This window comes from Herbidospora cretacea (assembly GCF_001570605.1).
Taxonomy (GTDB): domain Bacteria; phylum Actinomycetota; class Actinomycetes; order Streptosporangiales; family Streptosporangiaceae; genus Herbidospora; species Herbidospora cretacea.
Genome location: NZ_BBXG01000007.1, coordinates 389,722 through 409,088 on the forward strand (window position 1 = coordinate 389,722; position 19,367 = coordinate 409,088).

Genomic DNA, 19,367 nt, shown 5'->3' on the forward strand with positions numbered 1-19,367 from the left:
TCGTCGGATGAAGCGTTGGGGGGACCTGTCGCAGGACACGACCGACCACCTCTCCGCGGGCGCGGTGCTCGACCAGGCGGAGTTGGCCGTCGTCGTCACCGACAGGTTCAGCAACGTTCTTTACTGGAACCCTTTCGCCGAGCAGCTGTTCGGCCGTCCGGGCTACGCCCACGGGCGTGATGACACGATCTCCATCAGCATCATGGAGCGCGATCATCCGCTGGGCGTCGAGCTGGCGAAACACGTGCTCAAGGGCAACGTGTGGGAGGGGACGTTCGACGTCGTCCGCCACGACGGAACGCTGATCTACGTGCGCGCCCAGGCCGTCCCGATGCGACATACCTCCGGGTCGGTGACGGGCATCGTGATCACCGCGCGTGAGGCGATGAAGAGCAACGAGCGGGAGAAAGACCGCTTCGGCCTGCTGGAGCGCATCGGCGAGCGGCTGGCCGGTTCCCTCTACGTCGAGGAGACCCTCAACCGGGTCGCCGAGATGCTCGTGCCCCAGTTCGCCGACCACTGCTTCATCGAGCTGATGGAGGGCGAGCGGCTGGTCCGCAAGGTCTCCACCCACGTCGGCGGCTGGCAGCCCCCGGCCGACTCCTGGAAGCCCGTCGGCTCCGAGGTCCGCTATCCCATCGGCCACTACGCCGACAGCGCGCTGCGCCGCCAGGAGACCATCCTGGTCGAAGACTTCTCCCAGGTCAGCTACCCGTCGATCAGCGAGGGCGCGGCCCGGGTCGACGGCGAGATCGGGGTCACCTCCGCGATCGTCGCGCCGCTCTGCGCCCGCGGCGAGGCCCTCGGGCTGATGTACCTGTCGATGTCCAACCTGACCGACCGGCGCTCGCCCCACTACGACGCCTTCGACCGCGACTTCGTCGGGGCCATCGCCACCCGGGTCGCCATCGCCGTCGACAACGCCCTCCTGTTCGAGGAGGAGCGCCACACCGCCGAGTCGTTCCAGAAGCACCTGCTCCCGCGCGACCTGCCCAAGCTCGACGGGCTCGAGATCGCCGTGCGCTACCTGCCGGCCGCCCCGCTCTCCAGCCACGGCCAGGGCATCCAGACCCAGGTCGGCGGCGACTGGTACGACGTGATCCCGCTCTCGGCCGGTCGTGTCGGCATCGTGATCGGCGACGTCGAGGGCCGCGGTGCCAAGGCCGCCGCCGTGATGGGGCAGCTCCGCGCCGCCCTGCGCGCCTTCGCCCAGGACGACAAGCCCCCGGCCGACATCCTGGCCCGCCTCGACGAGTGGACCCGCATCCTCGCCTCGCCCGAGGAAGACGACTTCGGCGCCGACGTCACCAGCCCGCCGATCGTCACCTGCCAGTACATGGTCTACGACGCCTGGTCGCGCGAGCTGTCGTTCGCCAACGCCGGCCACTCGCCGCCCCTGCTGATCGTTGACGGCTCGGTCACCGAGCTCGACATCGGCGACGTCGGCAAGCCGCTGGGCGTGCGGGCCACCGGCGTCCACGCCGACCTGGTCTACAAGGAGGAGACGCGGGTGCTGCCCCCGGGCGCGACGCTGCTCCTCTACACCGACGGCCTGGTCGACCGGCGTCCGGCGCGTGAGTCGGGGGTCCCCTCGCGGGACCTCGGCGAGGCGGTCCGGGTGCTGTGCGACGAGATCGGCAAGATCGCCGACGACCCGGTCGAGCGCATCGCCGACGCCGCGACCACCGCGGTGCCCGGCGAGATCGACGACGACATGGCGATCCTGGTCGTCCGGTCGGGCGGGGGCGAGCTGGAGTTCGAGGAGTGCGACTACCCGGCCCAGCCGATCATGGTCGGCGAGGCCCGGCGGATGGCCCGCAACGCCTTCGAGCGGTGGAACATCCCCGAGGAGAAGGGCGAGCTGGCCTGCCTGCTCGTCTCCGAGGTGGTCACCAACGTCGTCCTCCACGCCGCGTCCACCAGCGCGCCGCGCCGGGAGCTCGTGCTCGACGGGCCGCCGCTGCCGTTCGACGAGTCGTGGGACTTCCCCGACCTCGAGGTCGACCTCGATCTCGACCTGGGCCGTGAGGGCATCGCCGCGCTCAACGCCGCCGCCGACCCCGAGAAGAAGTTCACGCTCCGGCTGCGCCGGGGCGGCGAGTCGATCTGGGTCGAGGTGTTCGACCAGGACCTGCGGCTGCCCCGCATCCGCAGCGCCGGGGAGAACGACGAGGGCGGCCGAGGGCTCTACCTGGTCGACCAGCTCGCCCGGCGCTGGGGTTCCCGGCCGACCCCCGACGGGAAGGCCGTCTGGTTCGAGATCCCGGTGGGCGGCCGCTGAACTGGCGTTCAAGAGGCTTCGGTGTTTGACTCGGAGCCATGGAGCTGGTGCACCACCGCTCGGGATCCGGCCCGCCGCTCGTGCTGATGCACGGCATCGGGCACCACTGGCAGGCCTGGCGGCCGGTCATCGACCAGCTGGCCAGGCATCATGACGTGATCGCCGTCGACCTGCCCGGCTTCGGGGCCTCGCCGCCGCTGCCGCCGGGCACGATCTCGACGGCCGAGTCACTGGCCTACGCCGTCGAGGCCTTCTGGCACGACCTCGGCATCGACGAACCCCACGTCGCCGGCAACTCGCTGGGCGGCTACCTCGCCCTCGACATGGCCTCGCGCGGCGTCTGCCGGACGGCCACCGCGATCTCTCCGGCCGGATTCTGGTCGCGCACCGAGCTGCTCTGGCTCCGGAGCGTGCTGAAGACGATGCGGATGGGGCCGGTCACCCGGGCGGGCCTCGGCCTGGTCGTCGCCCACCCCGAACGCGTGTCCGACGAGGTCCTCCACGCCGCCTGGAAGGCGCTGAAGGAGGCGCCGGGCTTCTACGAGACGCTCGACGCGTTCTTCTGGCTGCCGCCGCCCGCGCCGCCGAAGGTGCCGGTGACGATCGCCTGGGGCGAGAAGGACCGGCTGCTGCCCAAGCGGCAGGCGGTCCGGGCCGGGCGGTGGGCGCAGAAGCGGGTCCACCTGATGCCCGGCTGCGGTCACCTCCCGATGACCGACGACCCCGAGCTGGTGGCCCGGCTGATCCTCATGGGAGCACGCGCAGCGAACTGACGACCGTCGTGATGTCGGGCCACAGGCGCTTGTGGGTGTCCGGGATGGTGATCCAGACGACCGACGGGCGGTCGGCGCCGGTGGTGATCGCGACGGCGACGGCCAGCTCCAGCCTGGCCTTGCGCCCCAGTTCGCTGGGCGGCATGCGCATCTCGCGGGCCACCAGCCAGCCGTGGGGGACGCGCTGCGAGGCGACGTCCTTGCCCTTGGTGCCGCGCGGGAAGTTGTTCTCCTGCTTGTAGTCGAGCATCGCGACGGCCGCGTCGTAGGGGCTGTCGCCTCCGTCGACGTCGCTCCACAGGCGCTGGGCGTCGATGTCGGCGAACCACTCGTTGTCGAGGTCGGGGCCGAACTCCTCGGTGACGAATGACTGGCGGGTGGAGTAGCGGCCGTCGGAGAACAGGCCCTCCGGCTGGCCCTTGGCGGGTCTCCAGGGCTTGCCCAGCTCGGCGTAGCGGAGCCGGGCCTTGCGGTCGCGGACCTCGCCGATCACCTGGGAGGGGGTGCCGGAGAACTTCTTGAGCCGGACGACGGTGCCCTCGGGGATGCGGTCGACCTCCGGCGTGGGAGAGGGCGTGGGGGTCGGCGTCGGGGTGGGCGTGGGAGTGGGGGTCGGCTCGGGGGTGGGGCTGGTCTCGGGGACCGGGGTCTCCCGCTTCGGCACGGCGACGGCGACCGGCTTCCGGTCGGATGCGGTGGCCAGGGAGATGCCGGTGACCACCTGGAAGACCAGGAAGGCGGCGCCGAGCAGGTTGGCCCACACCGGGACACGGACGTAGAGGCGACGGGCTCGGGGGGAGACCTGGGGCGGCGGCACGTCAGCCCGCCTTCGGCAGCAGGACCAGGCCCGCCTTGCGGGCGTCGCGGACACTTTGCCGCAGGGTGGCCTCGACCCTGGCGGCCCTCTCGGTGAGCTGGTTGATCTCCTCGGTGGCCAGGCGGTCGCGGACCGTCCGGGCGAGGAGTTCGGTGTAGGCGTCGCCGTCGTCGGCCAGGTCCTGGAGGGTCTGCCACTCCTGGTAGGCGTCGTCGGCGGCCATCACCCGCAGGGCGTAGTCCTCCAGGGCCTCGACGCGGCCGGTCAGCGACTCGGTGGCCAGCCGGAGCGCGCCGTCGTGGGCGTCGAGCATCTCGGCGATGCGGTCGGTGACCTTGCCCTTGCGGGCGGCGCGCTGTTCGCGGCGCAGCCGGGTCATCTCCGCCAGGGTCTCGGCGATCTCCCACTCCTGACGGGGGAGGGTGACGGTGTTGGCGATGTCGTCGAGCAGGCCGGCCCGGTTGACGCTGGAGTCGAGCACGGCGGCGACCGCCTTCTGGGTGCGCTCCAGCAGTTCGGCGTCGCGCAGGTGCAGGTCGGCGACGTAGCGGCCCTGGTGCTTGCGGGCGAGCTTGGCGACGGGGGACTCGCCCGACAGGGCCAGCAACACGAGGAATGTCACGGCTTCGACCGCGAGGCCCATGGTGAAGGCTCGGGCGAAGCCGTAAAAGAACCAGATCATGAGCTGGACGACCTGCAGGGTCGCGCCGAGCGGGAACAGCCAGCGGCCCTGGAGGCGGCCGGCCACGACGGGCAGGAACCCCCACAGCGACGCGGACAGCAGCGCCTTCCAGGCGTCGGCGCCGACCCGGCCGCCCCAGCGGGGGCGGTCGGGGACCGGGTGGAGGAACTCGGGGGCTTCGGCCATGAGCGCCCGCTCGGCGGGCGGCAGGGCCGGGTCGAACGCGGGCTTCATCTGATCGACTGTCCCCAGATCAGCAGCATGGCGATGACGAAGACGATCATGACGCCGGCGTAGGCGACGTTGCCCAGCCGGAAGAACCGGCGGACCTTGTTCAGCAGCCAGGCGACCAGGAACGCCAGGAAGACCAGCAGGATCAGCCCGGTGATTTCCATGGGGACCAGTATGAAGCTTTAAGCGCGCTTTTGGATCGGTTCAGAACCCGAAGGATCTACCGATGATCTCTTTCATGATCTCGGTGGTGCCGCCGTAGATCGTCTGGACGCGGGCGTCGAGCCAGGCCTTGGCCACCGGATATTCGGTCATGTAGCCGTAGCCGCCGTGCAGTTGCAGGCAGCGGTCGATGACCTTGTTCTGGAGTTCGGTGGTCCACCACTTGGCCTTGGCCGCGTCGACGGCGGTGAGGGTCCCGGCGTTGAGCGCGGTCACGCACGTGTCGACGAACAGGCGGGCGATCTCCACCTCGGTGGCGAGCTCGGCCAGCACGAAACGGGTGTTCTGGAAGCTGCCGAGGTTGCGGCCGAACGCCTGGCGGGTGCGGCAGTAGTCGATCGTGCTCGCCAGCACGGCCTCCGCCGCCGCCACGGCGACCACGGCGATCGACAGCCGCTCCTGCGGCAGGTTGGCCATGAGCTGGAAGAAGCCCTGGCCGTCTTCGGTCCCCAGGCGGTTGGCGGCCGGGACCCGGACGTTCTCGAAGAACAGCTCGGCGGTGTCCTGCGCCTTGAGACCGATCTTGTCGAGGTTGCGGCCCCTCTCGAAGCCGGGCATGCCGCGCTCGACCACGAACAGCGTGGTGCCGCGTGCCCCGGCCGCCGGGTCGGTCTTGGCCACCACGACCACCAGGTCGGAGTTGATGCCGTTGGTGATGAAGGTCTTCTGGCCGTTCAGGACGTAGTCGCCGCCGTCCTTGTCCGCGGTGGTGCGGATGCCCTGGAGGTCGCTGCCGGCGCCGGGCTCGGTCATCGCGATGGCGGTGATCAGCTCGCCGGAGACGAAGCCGGGCAGCCACCGGGCCTTCTGCTCGTCGTCGGTGAGGTCGACGAAGTAGGGGGCCATGACGTCGTTGTGCAGGCCGAAGCCCAGGCCGCTGGCGCCCGCTCGGATGATCTCCTCGATGACGACCACGTTGAACCGGAAGTCGGTGAGCCCGATGCCGCCGTACTCCTCGGGGACCGACATGGCGAACATGCCCAGGTCGCCGGCCTTTTTCCAGATCTCGCGGGGGATGATGCCGTCTTTCTCCCACTGTGCGTGGTTCGGGACGACCTCCCGGTTCATGAAATCGCGCACGGTCTCGCGGAAGAGCTCGTGCTCCTCCTCGAACAAGGTTCGGTCCATGACAACCAGAATACGATTCTGTTACCCCGGAGAACATGCCGAGGAGCGCATCACAAGTGCGCCACGTTCCCACCAATGGCCTTGCTTAACCCAATAAGATCTACCTTCGGTTTGGTATGCCGTTGTAACGGAGTGTGGGCAATGCGGTGGGAACGGAGACGTCGGCGGCTGGCCGCCCTGGGAGCGGTGGGAATTGCCACTGCTGGCGTACTGATCGTCTTCCCCGGCACCAGCCAGGGTTCGGCAGAAGGTCCCTACTACTTCAAGTGCGTCGGGCCGTTGGCCAACAACGAGACGATCGCGGCGTCGATCTCTCTGTCGTCCAAGGAACTGACGGTCGGGCAGCAGTTGGTCATCAACTGGCAGCTCGGTGACGCGCAGCGCAGCGTGAAAGTCCCCGACCCGCTGAACCCCAACCACGACAAGGGCGGCCACCTCGCGGTCACCGCCCGCGTGAAGGCTCACGGCGTGTGGACCGGCCAGGGCGCGATCGACTCGACCGGCACCCGCCTGGTCCCGGCGGACGACCTGCGGACCGGCAAGCCGCTGTCGCTGGGTCTGGTCTCGCCGGGTCTGGCGACCGCAGAGAAGGCGGGCGCCGGGTCGATCGAGGTCGGCCCGATCATCCTCGACCTCGCGGACGTCGAGTCGACCTGGAACAACGACTTCACCGCCGTCGGCGACTTCTCGCACTGGTACGGGCCCGGCTGGAATCACGTTCCCGACCCGAACGCCTACTTCGGCAAGACGCACTACGACCAGGACCTCCGCGAGGCCAAGAACGAGGGCGACGAGGCCACGTTCACCTTCGTCGGCACCGGCGTCGACCTCTTCGGCGACAAGAAGAACGACATGAGCGAGTTCACGCTCGTCACCGACCAGGGCAACCCGCCCGACGAGGCCTCCGAGCGCTACAACGCCTACTGGCAGGTGGCCGGCGAGCGCCGGGTGCTGGAGAAGTTCACCGCGGCGACCGACCTGCCCTACGGCAAGTACACCGTCAAGATCAAGAACCAGACCCAGGACAAGTTTGCGCGGGTCGACGCCTGGAAGGTGTACGCCGGCACAGCGGACAACCTGAACGCCTCGCCCTACCGCACGGTCTGCACCCCCGAGCCGAAGTTCCCGCTGATCCCGCTCACGGTGACCGCCGGTGGTGGCAACGGTTCGCCGTCGCCCGATCCGTCCGGTTCGCCGTCGCCCGACCCCTCGGGCTCGCCGTCGCCGAACCCGCCGGGCAGCCCGTCCGCGTCGCCGCCGGCCAGTCCGCCCGGCTCGCCGTCGCCCTCGGGCAACGTGTCCCGGCCGCCGGTGCCGCAGGAGAACTTCACGCCGCTGGTGTCGGTGATCGTGCAGGGCACCCCCACTCCCACGGCGACCACGACCGTGACGCTCACCTCGACCCCGACCGTGGCGCAGGTGGCGATCACGCCGCTGGGCGGCGCCGCGACCGGTGAGGCGCCCGGACGCTCCAACTCCGGCCTCGCGGTCCTGGCGCTCGGCGCGGTGCTGCTGCTGGGCGGCATGTTCAGCGGACTCAAGCTGCTGCGCAGGCGCGCGGCCCACGCCGGGGAGCGGTGATGACCGACAAGCGCAACCCCTACCCGACGCCCGACCCCGAGCCGGAGGGCGAGGAGCAGCCCAAGGCGGCGTCCTCCTCCGGCGCGGCGATCGTGCAGCACCCCTACGACCGGCTGCTCAAGGCGACCGGCCACAAGCTCGTCAAGGGCGACAGCGGCGAGACGCCGGCCAAGCCCCTGGAGCCCGCCACCCCGGCCGAGGACTCCGCGGCGCCCGCCGCCGAAGCGCCCGGCGCGGTGCCGCCGGGCGGCGTGGTGATGGTCCCCACCGGCACGGTGCCGCCCGGCATGGTGCCGGTCATGATGGTGCCGATGAACCAGGTGCCGGGCGCGCCCGGCGGTCAGGTTCCGGGTGGTCAGGTTCCCGTCGCCGGTGTGGCCGGCGTCGGTGTCCCCGGTGCTCAGGTTCCGGGTGCTCAGGTTCCGGGTGCTCCCGGTGCCGGTGTTCCGGCGGGCGCGGTTCCTGGAACCGCCGCTGCCGGTACGCCCTCCGGCCAGCTCGTGCCCGTCGTCCAGGTCCCGGCGCAGGCCCGGCCCGCCGAGGGCATGTCCAAGCGGACCCTCACGGCCCTTCTGGTCGGTGGCTCCTTCACCGGCATCGCGGCGATCATGACGGGGCTCCTCATGGTGCTCTCGCCGATGGCGCCGATCGAGGACCAGGCCGGCGACGAGGTCAACATCCAGGCCGCGGGCAACTCCTACGTCATCCCGCCGACCGTGGGCCCGGGTGGGCCCGGCGTTCCGCTGACCGCGGCCGACCCGACGGCGCCCCCGCCACAGCCGGCCGCCCAGCCGGTCGCGCCGCTGATCCTGTCGCCCCAGACGGTGCCCCAGTCGAACGGCGTGGGCGTCAACGTCGAGGTCCCGCAGCCGAGCGCGACGCCGACCGCGAAGAAGGTGGCCGCGCTCAAGTCGTCGCGTCCGCTGAAGATCAGCATTCCGGCCGTCGGCGTGAACCGGGCCAAGATCGGCACCGTCGGCGTGACCAAGAAGGGCGAGATCGGGACGCCGCCGCTGAGCAGGCCGAAGGACACCGCCTGGTACAAGAACGGCCCCGCCCCGGGCGACCAGGGCCCGGCCGTCATCCTCGGGCACGTCAACACCCGCTCGGGCGCGGCGGTCTTCAGCCGGCTGCGTGACATCAAGCGCGGCAACAAGATCAGCATCCTGCGCGCGGACGGTAAACTGGCGGTCTTCACCGTCGACGGAGTCGAGCAGGTCAGCAAGAAGGCCTTCCCGACCAAGCGCGTCTACGGGAACACCATCACCTCCAGCCTTCGGTTGATCACCTGTGGTGGTGCCTACAATGCGAAGACCCATCACTACACCGACAACATCGTCGTCTACGCGACCCTGACCGAGGTGCGCTGATAGACGGGCGCTACCGGGGGCAAGCGATGAGGATGCTGAAGACCCGTGCCCGCTTCGCCGCGCGCGGAGCGGGTGTCGGGGCCACCGCCGCCCTGCTGTTACTCGGCCTCCCCGCACTGGCCGGGAACACCGACGGCACGGCCACCTACGAGTGCCTGAAGGGCACCGAGACCTCGGCGACCCCCTATCAGGTCCGGGTGCTCCTGGGGGCGCCCGACCAGCCGACCCCGAGCGCGGCCGTCTCGGTCGTGTGGAGCCTGGCTCCCGGCACGCCCACGGCGAGCGGCGGCCCCGTCCTGACGGTGCCGACGCCGCTGGCGGTGGGCGACCAGGTCGGCGTCAGCGGCGTGCTGAGCGCCACCGGCCCGGCCCTGTCGACCGAGACCCCCACCCCCACGCCGAGCACGACCCCCAGCGCCACACCCAGCGCCACACCCAGCATCACCCCGAGCGCGACGCCCACCCCGACGCCCACTCCCACACCGACCCCCACGCCGACCCCGACGCCCAGCGGGAGCGAGAGCCCGAGCGGGTCGCCGAGCGCGTCGCCCAGTGGGTCCCCCAGTGAGCCCCCGGCCGCCGTGGCCGTGACGCCGACCGCTACGGTGACCGTGAACGCCGCGGTCACCCAGAGCGCCAGCGTCTACCCGATCCCGCCGCTCGTGGGGGTCTTCACCCCCGAGGCGACCGGCGTGTTCGAGGTGGCCGCAGGAAACTTCGCCGTCCGGGTCAGGCCGTCGGGCGGCAGTTCCGACATCGCGCTCTACACCTGCACCCTCCCGAGCACCGCGACCCCGGTGGCGCTGAAGATCACTGTGGTCGCGTCGCCGACGCCCACGGCGTCCACGACCCCCAGTCCCTCACCGACCCCGACCCCCACCCCGACCGGCAGCGGCACACCCACCCCCAGGGGCACGGTGACCGCGACCGCCACGGTGACCGCTCCCACGCCGGTCGACCGCTCCACCCGTACCGCAACAGCGACCGTCACCGCTCAGGTCGAGACCCCCGACGGGGGTGTCGCCACCGGTGGAGGAGGCTCGCTGGGGCCGGACGGGCGGGTGTTCGTGCTGGCCGGAGGCACGGTCACGCTCGCCGCGATGATCGGCGGGCTGTTACTCAGGAGACGCGTGGTTTCTTGACGAAATCTTGACTGATTCTCGTCAGAGTTGGGGTTAACTCTGCCTTCTCCCAGGCTTTGTCCCTAGGATCTCCACATCCGCCATGAAACGGTCATCGAATCTGAAACGGAGAGAGTCAGTGCTGAAAGACAAGGCACGGCGACGCATCGCAACGAAGGCCGCCGCAGCCGGTGTGGTCAGCGCTGGTTTCCTTCTCGGCCTCGGTCCCATGCTCACAAGCGCCACGGCCGACGTCCGGACGGTGGCCTACGCCTGTACCCCCACGCTGGCCAGCCAGCCGGGCACCGCGACCGACTATGACGTGTCCGTCACCCTGAACTCGACCGTGACGAGCGCGGTCGTCGGCACCGGGTTCACCGCCACGGTGGTGCTGGGCGGCGCCGACATGCCCGTCTCCCCGGTCGAGATCCCCACCACGATGTCGATCCAGGTCCTCACCGAGGTCGAGGTCAAGAGCAACGGCGCCACCGCGACGACGACGGCGACGGTCACGCCGTCGGCCGCGGTTACCCCGGCGGCGCCCATCGGCTCAGGCGCCACGTTCCCGGCGCTGCCGACCCCCACGGCGACCATCACCCCGCTGACCGGCGCGACCCAGCTCATCCTGACGGCCAAGAACTTCACGATCAGGGTGATGAACGGCACCACCGAGGTCGGCAAGTTCGCCTGCGTCCCGTCGACGAGCGCCCCTTCCCAGACGCTCGCCGCTGCGACCGTGCCGGTGACGACCAGCAGCGGCAGCCCGTCGCCCTCGCCCTCGCCTTCCCCCTCGGCGACCCCGTCGCCGTCTCCCACCACGTCGTCGCCGAAGCCGACCAAGACGGTCACCGAGACCGCCACGGCCGAGGTGCCGGTCGACGACCAGGTCGAGACGCCCGACGGCGGTGTGGCGACCGGCGGCGGCGGTGTGCTCGGGCCCGACGGGCGGCTGTTCGTGCTGACCGGCACGGCGATCGTGCTCGCGGCCGGCGTCGGCGGACTGGTCCTGCGTTCCCGGCGACGCCCGCACCAGGGATGAGGCGCCGGTGACCGGCTACTACCCGCAGCAGGATCCGAACCAGCAGCCGCAGGGCTACGTCTACTACCAGCAGGTCCCGGCCGCCCCGCAGCCGGAGCCGGAGCGGCAGAACGGCGCTCAGCTCATCCGGTTGGTGCTGATCATCGCGGCGGTGGCCGGTCTCCTGACCGTCGGCCTGGGGCTGGTGTTCATCCTGAGCAATCCGGAGGAATACGGCGAGCCCCAGGACCGGGTCACGCTCAACGCCATGCCCGCCGCGGTGGGCCCCGGCGGGCCCGGCGTGCCGCTCACCCAGGCCGACCCCACGGCGGAGGCGCCGCTGCCGCCGCTCCAGCCGGTCGCGCCGATGAGCCAGCCGTCGTCGCCCAAGCGCCTGATCGTCAAGCGCCTCAACATCGACGCGCCGATCCGTTCGGTCGGGCTCGACAGGACCGGCGCGATCGAGCCGCCGCCGCTGGCCAACACGAACCTGGCCGGTTGGTACCGGAAGGGTCCCACCCCCGGTTCGGCCGGTCCGGCCACCATCGTCGGGCACCGCGACACCACGAACGCCCCGGCGGTGTTCAACCGGCTAGCGGAGCTCAAATACGGCGACACCGTGGAAGTGGTCCGGCAGGACGGGACCGTGGCGGTCTTCACCGTCGGCGGGATCGAGCAGGCCGACAAGACGACCTTCCCGACCGAGCGGGTTTACGGCAACAGTGACTTGGCCGAGCTCAGATTGATCACATGTGGTGGAACTTACAACCGCTCCACCCGCCACTACGTAGACAATGTCATCGTTTACGCGACGATGACAGGGACGCGCCTAGCCTCGTCCTGACTTCTACGTAAGGAGGGGCACATGGGTCTTCTCTCCAATCTGCTGCTGCCCGGCCGTCTTCGCACCGGACCCACGGTCCTGCTGCCGGCCAAGACCAAGCCCGAGGCGATCCTGGAGCTGGTCCGGCTGGCCGACCCGAAGGCGGAGCTCGACGGCGGCGACGTGCTGGCCGCGGCCACCCGGATCCACGAGGGCATCGAGCTGACCGGCGACCTGGCGAAGAAGCTGGGCCTCGACGGCGAGGAGAAGCTCTGGGCCCACCGCGTGGTGGCCGAGCGCCCCCTGCCGATCGACTACTACGACAAGCTGCTGGCGGCCGGTCTCGCCTACCGCCTCGACGGTTACTGCCTGTGCGAGGGCTCGGCCGACGACCCGGCCGAGGACCCCGAGCTCGTGTACGCGGTCTACCTCCCGGCCGTCGAGGAGTCGGAACTGACCCCCGCCCTCGTCAAGATCCTCGGCACCGACGACGGCCTCGCCGAGGACGCCCCAGAAGCCTCCCCCGACGCATCCGCCACAGAAGTGCCGGAATCAGCTGAAACCGGGGCAGAGGCCGCCGTGAGCGCCCCGGAAGACACCACTGAGGCCCCCACGACCACCGAAGCCGACTCTGCGGCCTCCACCGCCGGCAAGACCGACGTGGCCACCGAGGCCGAGACCCCCGGCGCCGCGCCGGATGACGCCAACGCCAAAGCCGACGCCGACGCTGTGGCGGAGGTCGAGGACGAGGCCGCGTCTGACGCTGAGGCGGAGGCCGCCACCGCGCGTAGGTCCCGTTGGTCGGCCGACGGTGTCTACGAGGCCGCCGGGTTCCGGGTTTCGGTGACCCCTGTGCACCGTTTCCCGGCCGCCGTGGCGGGGCTGATGCCGTACGCGACCGAGGTGGTGAAGATCTCGGTCAGTGCCACCGAGGAGCTTGAGGGTGACGCGCGGATGCTCGAACCGGGCAAGGTCGCGCTCGCGCTCGGGACGGCCCTCGACGGTCCCGTGGTCGACCATTGGGGATTCCAGGTCTTCGAACCCGCCGATCTGCTGCCGCCGAGGAGCGTCTGACAAGCGTCTGAGGTAGCCTCCGAAGTAACGACCGAATGTTGCTCGGTTTCGTGAACAGGTGGAGGCCATCGTGGCAGAGGCGTACATCGTCGGTGCGGTTCGCACTCCCGTCGGCAGGAAGAAGGGCGGGCTGTCGGCCGTCCATCCCGTCGATCTGGCCGCGTATCCGCTGAAGGAGCTCATCGAGCGGACCGGGGTCGACCCGGCCGCCGTCGATGACGTGATCATGGGCTGCGTCATGCAGTTCGGGCCGCAGTCCATGGACATCGCGCGGAACGCCTGGCTGAGCGCGGGCCTGCCCGAGAGCGTGGCGGGCGTCACGATCGACCGGCAGTGCGGGTCGTCGCAGCAGTCGATCCACTTCGCCGCGCAGGGCGTCATGTCCGGCACGCAGGACCTGGTCGTGGCGGCCGGCGTCGAGTCGATGTCGATCGTCCCGATGGGCTCCAGCATCACGGCGGCCCTGGAGAAGGGCATGCCGTTCCCGTTCGGCGAGAAGTGGGTCGAGCGCTACGGGATGCAGGAGATCTCCCAGTTCCGGGGCGCCGAGCTGATGGCCGAGAAGTGGGGCTTCAGCCGCGAGGACCTGGACCGCTACGCCTACGAGAGCCACCAGCGCGCCGCCAAGGCCGTCGCCAACGGATACTTCAAGGAGCAGATCCTCCCGGTCAACGGCGTCGAGGACGACGAGGGCCCCCGCCCCGACACCACGTTGGAGAAGATGGCCTCGCTCAAGCTGCTGCGGGAGGGCGGCCGGATCACCGCCGCCACCTCCTCGCAGATCTCCGACGGGTCGGGCGCGGTGCTGGTGGCCTCGGAGCAGGCCGTACACGATCATGGTCTGACGCCCAGGGCGCGCATCGTGACCCTGGCGCTCACCGGCGACGACCCGGTCTACATGCTGACCGCGCCGATCCCGGCGACGAAGAAGGCGCTGAAGAGGGCCGGGCTGACCATCGACGACATCGACGTCGTCGAGATCAACGAGGCGTTCGCGCCGGTCCCGATGGCGTGGCTCAAGGAGCTCGGCGCCGACCCCGACAAGACCAACCCGAACGGCGGCGCGATCGCCCTCGGCCACCCGCTGGGCGGCACCGGCGCGATCCTGATGACCAAGCTCCTCCACGAGCTGGAGCGCACCGGCGGGCGCTACGGCCTGCAGACGATGTGCGAGGGCGGCGGCCAGGCCAACGTGACGATCATCGAAAGGCTCTAGACCTCGCTCATGACGGCCGTGCGCGCGGTGGGCAACGCCACGTGCACGGTCGTTCCGCGTCCGGGGGCCGAGGTGATCCAGCAGCGCCCGCCGTGCGCGTCGGTGATCGCCTTCACGATGGCCAGGCCGAGCCCGGCGCCGCCGCCGGTGGCGCGCTCCGAGGAGCCCTGGGTGAACCGGTCGAAGGCGTGCGCGACCTGCTCGGGAGGCATCCCGGGGCCCTGGTCGGTGATCTCCAGGAGCACCCGGGCGTCGTCCTGGTCGAGGTGGATCAGCGCGGGGGTTCCTTCGGGGGTGTGCGCCCGTACGTTGGCCAGCAGGTTCACCATGATCTGCCGGATCCTGGCCTCGTCGACCACGGCGACCAGCGAGTCGGGGGCGTTGACGACGATGGGGGAGCCGGGGTTCAGCGCGCCCGCGTCGGCGGCGGCCTCCCTGACGACCTCGGCCAGGTCGGTGGCGGCCAGGGTGAGGGTGGCGCCCTTGTCGAGGCGGGCCAGCTCCAGCATCTCGGTGACCAGGTTGCCCATGCGGGTGGCCTCGTCCTCGATGCGGCCCATGATCTTGGGCAGTTCCTCGGGCGGGATCGCGCCGGCGCGGTAGAGCTCGGCGTAGCCGCGTACCGTCGACAGCGGGGTTCTCAGCTCGTGGGAGGCGTCGGCGGCGAAGCGCCGCACCCGCTCCTCGGAGGCCCAGCGGTCGCGGAAGGCGCCGGAGATGCGGTCGAGCATCAGGTTGATGGCGCTGCCCAGCCGGCCGACCTCGGTCGCGCCCTCGGGCATCCGGGCCGACAGGTCGCCGCCCTGCGCTATCCGCAGCGCCGTGCGCGACATCCGGTCGAGCGGCGACAGGCCCGAGACGATCAGCAGCCGCCCGCCGAGCGCCAGCAGCGCGATGAGCAGACCGCCGGTGACCAGCTCGGCCAGCAGCAGGCTGCGGACCGGGTCGCCGACCGCGTCCAGCGGCACCGCCACGACCACGATGCTGGTCCCGTTGCGGTCCTTGGCCGCCGAGGCCAGCAGATGCTCGCCCAGGTGGAAGGTGCGCCCGGCGGCGGCGTGCCCGCCGAGCCGGTCGACGCCGAGGTCGGTGAGCATGCCCGGCACCCGCGCCGACTGCGGGAAGTCGCCGTTGACGAGCTTGGGCTCGCCGCTTTCCAGGTTGACCGACGCGACCGCGAACGGCGACCCGGCGAGCGCCTGGGTGACCGTCTCCACGGCGTCGACCCGCCGGGTGGCGGTCGCCGTGGCGGCCAGCAGCTGGCTCTCCAGCCGGCTCGTGAGGTGCTGGTTGAGCACCACCGCGCTCGTGACCGACAGCACGACCAGCAGGATCGTGCTCACGACGAGCAGCCCGGCCAGCAGCCGGGAGCGGAGCGACATCGTCAACGCCATTTCGTCTGGCCCCGATCGTCAGGGCCGCAGAGCGTATCCCACACCGCGTTGTGTGTGGATCAGGGGTGGTCCGAGCGGGTCCAGCTTCCGCCGCAGATAGGAGATGTACGTCTCCAGCACCTGCGACGAACCGCCGTACCCCCAGACCTGGTCGAGCAACTGCCGTTTGGTCAGCACCAGCCCGGGATGTTCCATCAGGAAGGCGAGCAGCCGGAACTCGGTCGGCGACAGCTCCACCCTGACCCCGCCGCGGCGCACCTCCCACCGGGCCTCGTCGAGTTCGAGATCGGCGACCCGCAGCACGTCGCGGCTGGGGCGCTCCGCCTCGTCGGGCACGGTCGTCCGGCGCAGCACCGCGCGGACCCGCGCGACCAGCGCCTCCACGGAGAAGGGTTTGGTGACGTAGTCGTCGCCTCCCATGGTGAGCCCGCGCACGGTGTCGGAGACGGTGTCGCGCGCGGTCAGGAAGATGACGGGCGTGGTCGCGCCCTCGGCCCTGACCCGGCGGCAGATCTCGAACCCGTCGATGTCGGGGAGCATCACGTCGAGCACGACGAGGTCGGGCCGGCGCTCGGCGAACTCGCGCAGCGCGTCGCGTCCGGTCGCCGCCGCTCTGACGGTGAACCCGTGGAAGCGGAGGGCCACCTCGATGATGTCGCGGATGTTCGGGTCGTCTTCGACGACGAGGATCCTGGTCTCACTCATGGCGAGCTCAAGTATGGTGCTTTTCTCCCACGAAAAGCCCCATATCGGTCACATCGCGTCGTCTCATGCGCCACACCTTCTCCTCCGCGGCTGTGGTGGCCGGAGGAGAAGGGTGGGAAAAGCCTGAGTTACTTCACCGTCGCGACACAGAAGACGGTCTGGCCGAACGGCGGCGTGACGAACCGCTCGATGAAGCGCGTGGCCGGCACGACCGTCCGGTCGTAGATCTTGACCAGGCGCGGGTCGGGGTAGCCGACGCCGCCCCGGCGCACCGCCGCCCACCAGGCGATGCCGCCCAGGAAGTTGATCGGCTTCAGGGTGTGGATCCCCAGCCCGGCCTCGCGGACCGTCGCGCCGAGCGTCTTGGGGGTGTAGCGGGTGACGTGGCCGACCTTCTTGTCGAAGTCGCCGTAGAGCTGCATGTAGCCGGGCACCCAGATGATGATCTTGCCGCCGGGCTGGGTGACGCGGGCCAGCGAACGCAGCGCCTCGACGTCCTCCTCGATGTGCTCCAGCACGTTCATCAGCACGACCGTGTCGACCTTGTCCTCAAGCGGGATGTCGGTCGGCAGCCCGAACTGGAGCACGCCCACGTCGGGGTTGTCGGCGAAGCGCTTCTCCAGCTGCTCGACGCAGTAGGGGTCGAAGTCGCTCGTCACGAGACGGTCGAGGCGGGGCAGGAACTGCTCGGCGAAGTGGCCGAGGCCCGACCCGATCTCCAGCATCGACCGGCCGACGTGCGGTGCCACCATGTCGAACTCGTATTGCCGGTAGTTGCGCGCCTCGTCGCCGCCCAGATGGTTTTCCAGGGCTTCGTCTCCGGCCGCGGGCTGTACTACACGGTCGTACCCAGACATGGCTCCTCATTCACAGCTGCTGACGGTCCGAGCGAGTCTAGTGCCCCGGAGAATGGCGCCGATTCTTATCTGCGGCATCTCCCCCGACAGAGTTACGATTCGTTAATGCGTGCCGAGGTGACCAGTTTCATCGGCCGGGAACCGGAGATCACCGAGATCGCGCGCCTTCTCGACGTCTCCCGCCTGGTGACGCTGACCGGCGTGGGCGGGGTCGGCAAGTCCCGGCTGGCCGGTCGCGTCGCCGCCGTGGCGCAGGCCGGTTTCCCCGACGGGGTGTTCGTGGCCGACCTGGCCAAGGTCGGCGACGCCGAACTGCTCAGCCATGCCGTCGCCGACGCGATCCGGCTGACCGACCGGACCACCCGCCCGCCCGACGAGGTGCTGACCGCCCATCTGTCCGGCCGCCGGGCGCTGCTGGTGCTCGACGGGGCCGACCGGCTGGTCGACGCGTGCGCCCGGCTGGCCGAGCGGCTGCTGCGGGGCGCTCCGGGGCTGCGGGTGCTGGTGACCAGCAGGCAGCCGCTCGACGTGGCGGGGGAGCACCTGTTCTCGGTGGCGCCGATGAACCGTACGGAGGCGCTGGAACTGCTGTCCGACCGGGCCGGGCGGCCGGTGGCCGACGACGCCGGGCTGTGCGACCGGCTCGACGGGATCCCGCTGGCGATCGAGCTGGCCGCGGTGCGGCTCGCCGAGTACCCGGTCGAGGAGCTGGTGCGGCGGCTCGACGACCGCTTCCGGCTGCTCGACGGGCTGCGCGCGGCGATCGGGCTGAGCCACGAGCTGTGCTCGCCGGCCGAGCGCCTGCTGTGGGCGCGGCTGTCGGTCTTCGCCGGGTCGTTCGGGCTGGCCGCGGCCGAGGAGGTGTGCGCCGACCGGACCCTGCCGGCCCACGCGCTGCTCGGGCTGATGAGCAGTCTGGTCGACCGGTCGATCGTGGTGCGGGCGGGCGGGCAATACCGGCTGCTCGACACCGTGCGCGACTACGGCGAGGAGTGGCTGCGCCGGCTCGGGCCCGACGAGAACGACCGGCTGCGCCGCAAGCACAAGAACCACTATCTGCGGCTGGCCCGGCGCGGCGAGTCCCAGTGGTTCGGCCCCGGCCAGCAGGCGATCTACGCCCGCACCCACGCCGAACACGGCAACTTCCGGGCCGCGCTGGAGTTCTGCGTCTCCACGCCGGGGGAGGAGCGCGACGGGCTCGACCTGGCCGCGACGCTCTGGTTCTACTGGATCTGCTGCGGCCACCTGGGTGAGGGCCGCCACTGGCTGGGCCAGGTGCTCGACTCCGACCCCTCGCCGACGCCCGAGCGGGGCAAGGCCCTGTGGGTGGCGGGCTACATCGCGATCATGCTGGGCGACGCGTCCAGCGCCGTGACGCTGCTGGCCGAGTGCCGCGAGCGCGGCGACGACCGGTCGCGGGCCCGCGCGGTGCAGCGGCTGGGGGCCCTGGCCATGCTGGGCGACGAGCTCGACCGGGCCATCCCGCTGCTGCTCCACGCCCTGGCCGAATACGAGGACATGGGCCTGCTCGACACCCACGTGCTGATGGGCAAGATCGAGCTGGCCATGGCCCAGGCGTTCACCGGCCGGCCCGGTCCGGCCGGGGTGATCTGCCGCGACGTCCGGCGGCTGTGCGAAGACCACGGCGACAAGTGGGTGCTGTCCTACGTCTGCTACCTGGAGGCCTTCCTCGCCTGGGGGTCCGGCGACCACGCCGGGGCCGAGCGGCTGGCGCGCGAGTCTCTGGCGTACAGCAGGGTCTTCAACGATCTGATCGGCACGGTGCTCGACGCCGAGCTGCTCGCGCTGGTGCTCGTCGGGACCGGCGACGCCGCCGGCGGCGCGCTCCTGCAAGGGGCGGCGGCGGTCGTGTGGGAGTCGATCGGCACTCCTCTGTACGGCTCCCGCCACTTCACCGCCGCCCACGACGAATGCGCCCGCCGGGCGGCGGCCGAGCTCGGTGAAGACGGTTACCGTGCGGAGCTTGCGCGCGGCCGGAGGCTGGGACTCGACCGGGCGTTAGAAATTTCCACCCGAGGTAGAGAATTATCCACCGCTGCCCCACAAACGTGAT

General features: G+C 70.7%; 17 protein-coding genes. 10 read left to right on the forward strand and 7 right to left on the reverse strand.

All coding sequences use genetic code 11. The features are described 5' to 3' along the window. The first annotated feature begins 7 nt into the window (after positions 1 to 7). Positions 8 to 2,281 (forward strand): ATP-binding SpoIIE family protein phosphatase, encoded by a 2,274-nt coding sequence (locus AW270_RS16400; RefSeq protein ID WP_061295200.1) that lies wholly within the window; start codon positions 8 to 10, stop codon positions 2,279 to 2,281. Positions 2,282 to 2,319: 38 nt separating this feature from the next. After that, on the forward strand, positions 2,320 to 3,054 hold the full coding sequence (locus AW270_RS16405; protein WP_061295201.1) for an alpha/beta fold hydrolase: 735 nt from the start codon (positions 2,320 to 2,322) through the stop codon (positions 3,052 to 3,054). On the opposite strand, the gene AW270_RS39940 is transcribed toward AW270_RS16405, so the two are convergent. Genes AW270_RS39940 through AW270_RS16420 form a run of 4 tightly spaced genes read right to left on the reverse strand, consistent with a single transcriptional unit; the run spans position 3,029 to position 6,134 of the window. Then, positions 3,029 to 3,871 carry a hypothetical protein gene (locus AW270_RS39940; protein ID WP_061295202.1) on the reverse strand — a complete coding sequence of 281 codons (843 nt, stop codon included), beginning with the start codon at positions 3,869 to 3,871 and terminating at the stop codon, positions 3,029 to 3,031. The genes AW270_RS16405 and AW270_RS39940 overlap by 26 nt on opposite strands. 1 nt (position 3,872) lies before the next feature. Next, complete coding sequence (locus AW270_RS16415; protein WP_061295203.1) at positions 3,873 to 4,787, reverse strand: hypothetical protein; 915 nt, start codon at positions 4,785 to 4,787, stop codon at positions 3,873 to 3,875. Next, on the reverse strand, positions 4,784 to 4,948 hold the full coding sequence (locus AW270_RS39560) for a hypothetical protein (protein ID WP_169807326.1): 165 nt from the start codon (positions 4,946 to 4,948) through the stop codon (positions 4,784 to 4,786). The genes AW270_RS16415 and AW270_RS39560 overlap by 4 nt, the downstream gene beginning before the upstream one ends. 40 nt (positions 4,949 to 4,988) lie before the next feature. Beyond that, complete coding sequence (locus AW270_RS16420; RefSeq protein WP_061295204.1) at positions 4,989 to 6,134, reverse strand: acyl-CoA dehydrogenase family protein; 1,146 nt, start codon at positions 6,132 to 6,134, stop codon at positions 4,989 to 4,991. A 141-nt stretch (positions 6,135 to 6,275) separates the two neighbouring features. Between AW270_RS16420 and AW270_RS16425 the strand changes: the two genes are divergently transcribed. The 7 genes from AW270_RS16425 to AW270_RS16460 all read left to right on the forward strand — a co-directional run bounded on the left by AW270_RS16425 (position 6,276) and on the right by AW270_RS16460 (position 14,337). Next, positions 6,276 to 7,715 carry a hypothetical protein gene (locus AW270_RS16425; RefSeq protein WP_157522094.1) on the forward strand — a complete coding sequence of 480 codons (1,440 nt, stop codon included), beginning with the start codon at positions 6,276 to 6,278 and terminating at the stop codon, positions 7,713 to 7,715. Then, positions 7,715 to 9,085, forward strand: coding sequence for a class F sortase (locus tag AW270_RS16430; RefSeq protein WP_061295206.1), 1,371 nt, complete (start codon positions 7,715 to 7,717; stop codon positions 9,083 to 9,085). Before AW270_RS16425 ends, AW270_RS16430 begins: the two co-directional genes overlap by 1 nt. Positions 9,086 to 9,111: 26 nt before the next feature. After that, positions 9,112 to 10,227, forward strand: coding sequence for a hypothetical protein (locus tag AW270_RS39875; RefSeq protein ID WP_157522097.1), 1,116 nt, complete (start codon positions 9,112 to 9,114; stop codon positions 10,225 to 10,227). Between the two features lie 208 nt (positions 10,228 to 10,435). Further along, positions 10,436 to 11,245 (forward strand): hypothetical protein, encoded by an 810-nt coding sequence (locus AW270_RS38815; protein ID WP_157522100.1) that lies wholly within the window; start codon positions 10,436 to 10,438, stop codon positions 11,243 to 11,245. A gap of 7 nt (positions 11,246 to 11,252) precedes the next feature. Beyond that, a complete protein-coding gene (locus AW270_RS16450) occupies positions 11,253 to 12,068 on the forward strand; it encodes a class F sortase (RefSeq protein ID WP_082801595.1) in 816 nt (271 codons plus the stop codon). Positions 12,069 to 12,089: 21 nt separating this feature from the next. Continuing rightward, positions 12,090 to 13,121 (forward strand): hypothetical protein, encoded by a 1,032-nt coding sequence (locus AW270_RS16455; RefSeq protein WP_061295209.1) that lies wholly within the window; start codon positions 12,090 to 12,092, stop codon positions 13,119 to 13,121. A 70-nt stretch (positions 13,122 to 13,191) separates the two neighbouring features. Beyond that, on the forward strand, positions 13,192 to 14,337 hold the full coding sequence (locus AW270_RS16460) for an acetyl-CoA C-acetyltransferase (protein ID WP_061295310.1): 1,146 nt from the start codon (positions 13,192 to 13,194) through the stop codon (positions 14,335 to 14,337). Here AW270_RS16460 and AW270_RS16465 read toward each other — a convergent pair. From AW270_RS16465 to AW270_RS16475, 3 genes are all read right to left on the reverse strand, one after another. After that, positions 14,334 to 15,719: a sensor histidine kinase gene (locus tag AW270_RS16465; RefSeq protein ID WP_061295210.1), complete on the reverse strand. Its 1,386-nt coding sequence runs from the start codon at positions 15,717 to 15,719 to the stop codon at positions 14,334 to 14,336. The genes AW270_RS16460 and AW270_RS16465 overlap by 4 nt on opposite strands. Before the next feature lie 30 nt (positions 15,720 to 15,749). Continuing rightward, positions 15,750 to 16,436 (reverse strand): response regulator transcription factor, encoded by a 687-nt coding sequence (locus AW270_RS16470; protein ID WP_061295211.1) that lies wholly within the window; start codon positions 16,434 to 16,436, stop codon positions 15,750 to 15,752. 128 nt (positions 16,437 to 16,564) lie between these two features. Next, positions 16,565 to 17,293, reverse strand: coding sequence for a class I SAM-dependent methyltransferase (locus AW270_RS16475; protein ID WP_061295212.1), 729 nt, complete (start codon positions 17,291 to 17,293; stop codon positions 16,565 to 16,567). A 105-nt stretch (positions 17,294 to 17,398) separates the two neighbouring features. Between AW270_RS16475 and AW270_RS16480 the strand changes: the two genes are divergently transcribed. Continuing rightward, a complete protein-coding gene (locus AW270_RS16480) occupies positions 17,399 to 19,366 on the forward strand; it encodes an ATP-binding protein (RefSeq protein ID WP_063819225.1) in 1,968 nt (655 codons plus the stop codon). Position 19,367: the final 1 nt, after the last annotated feature.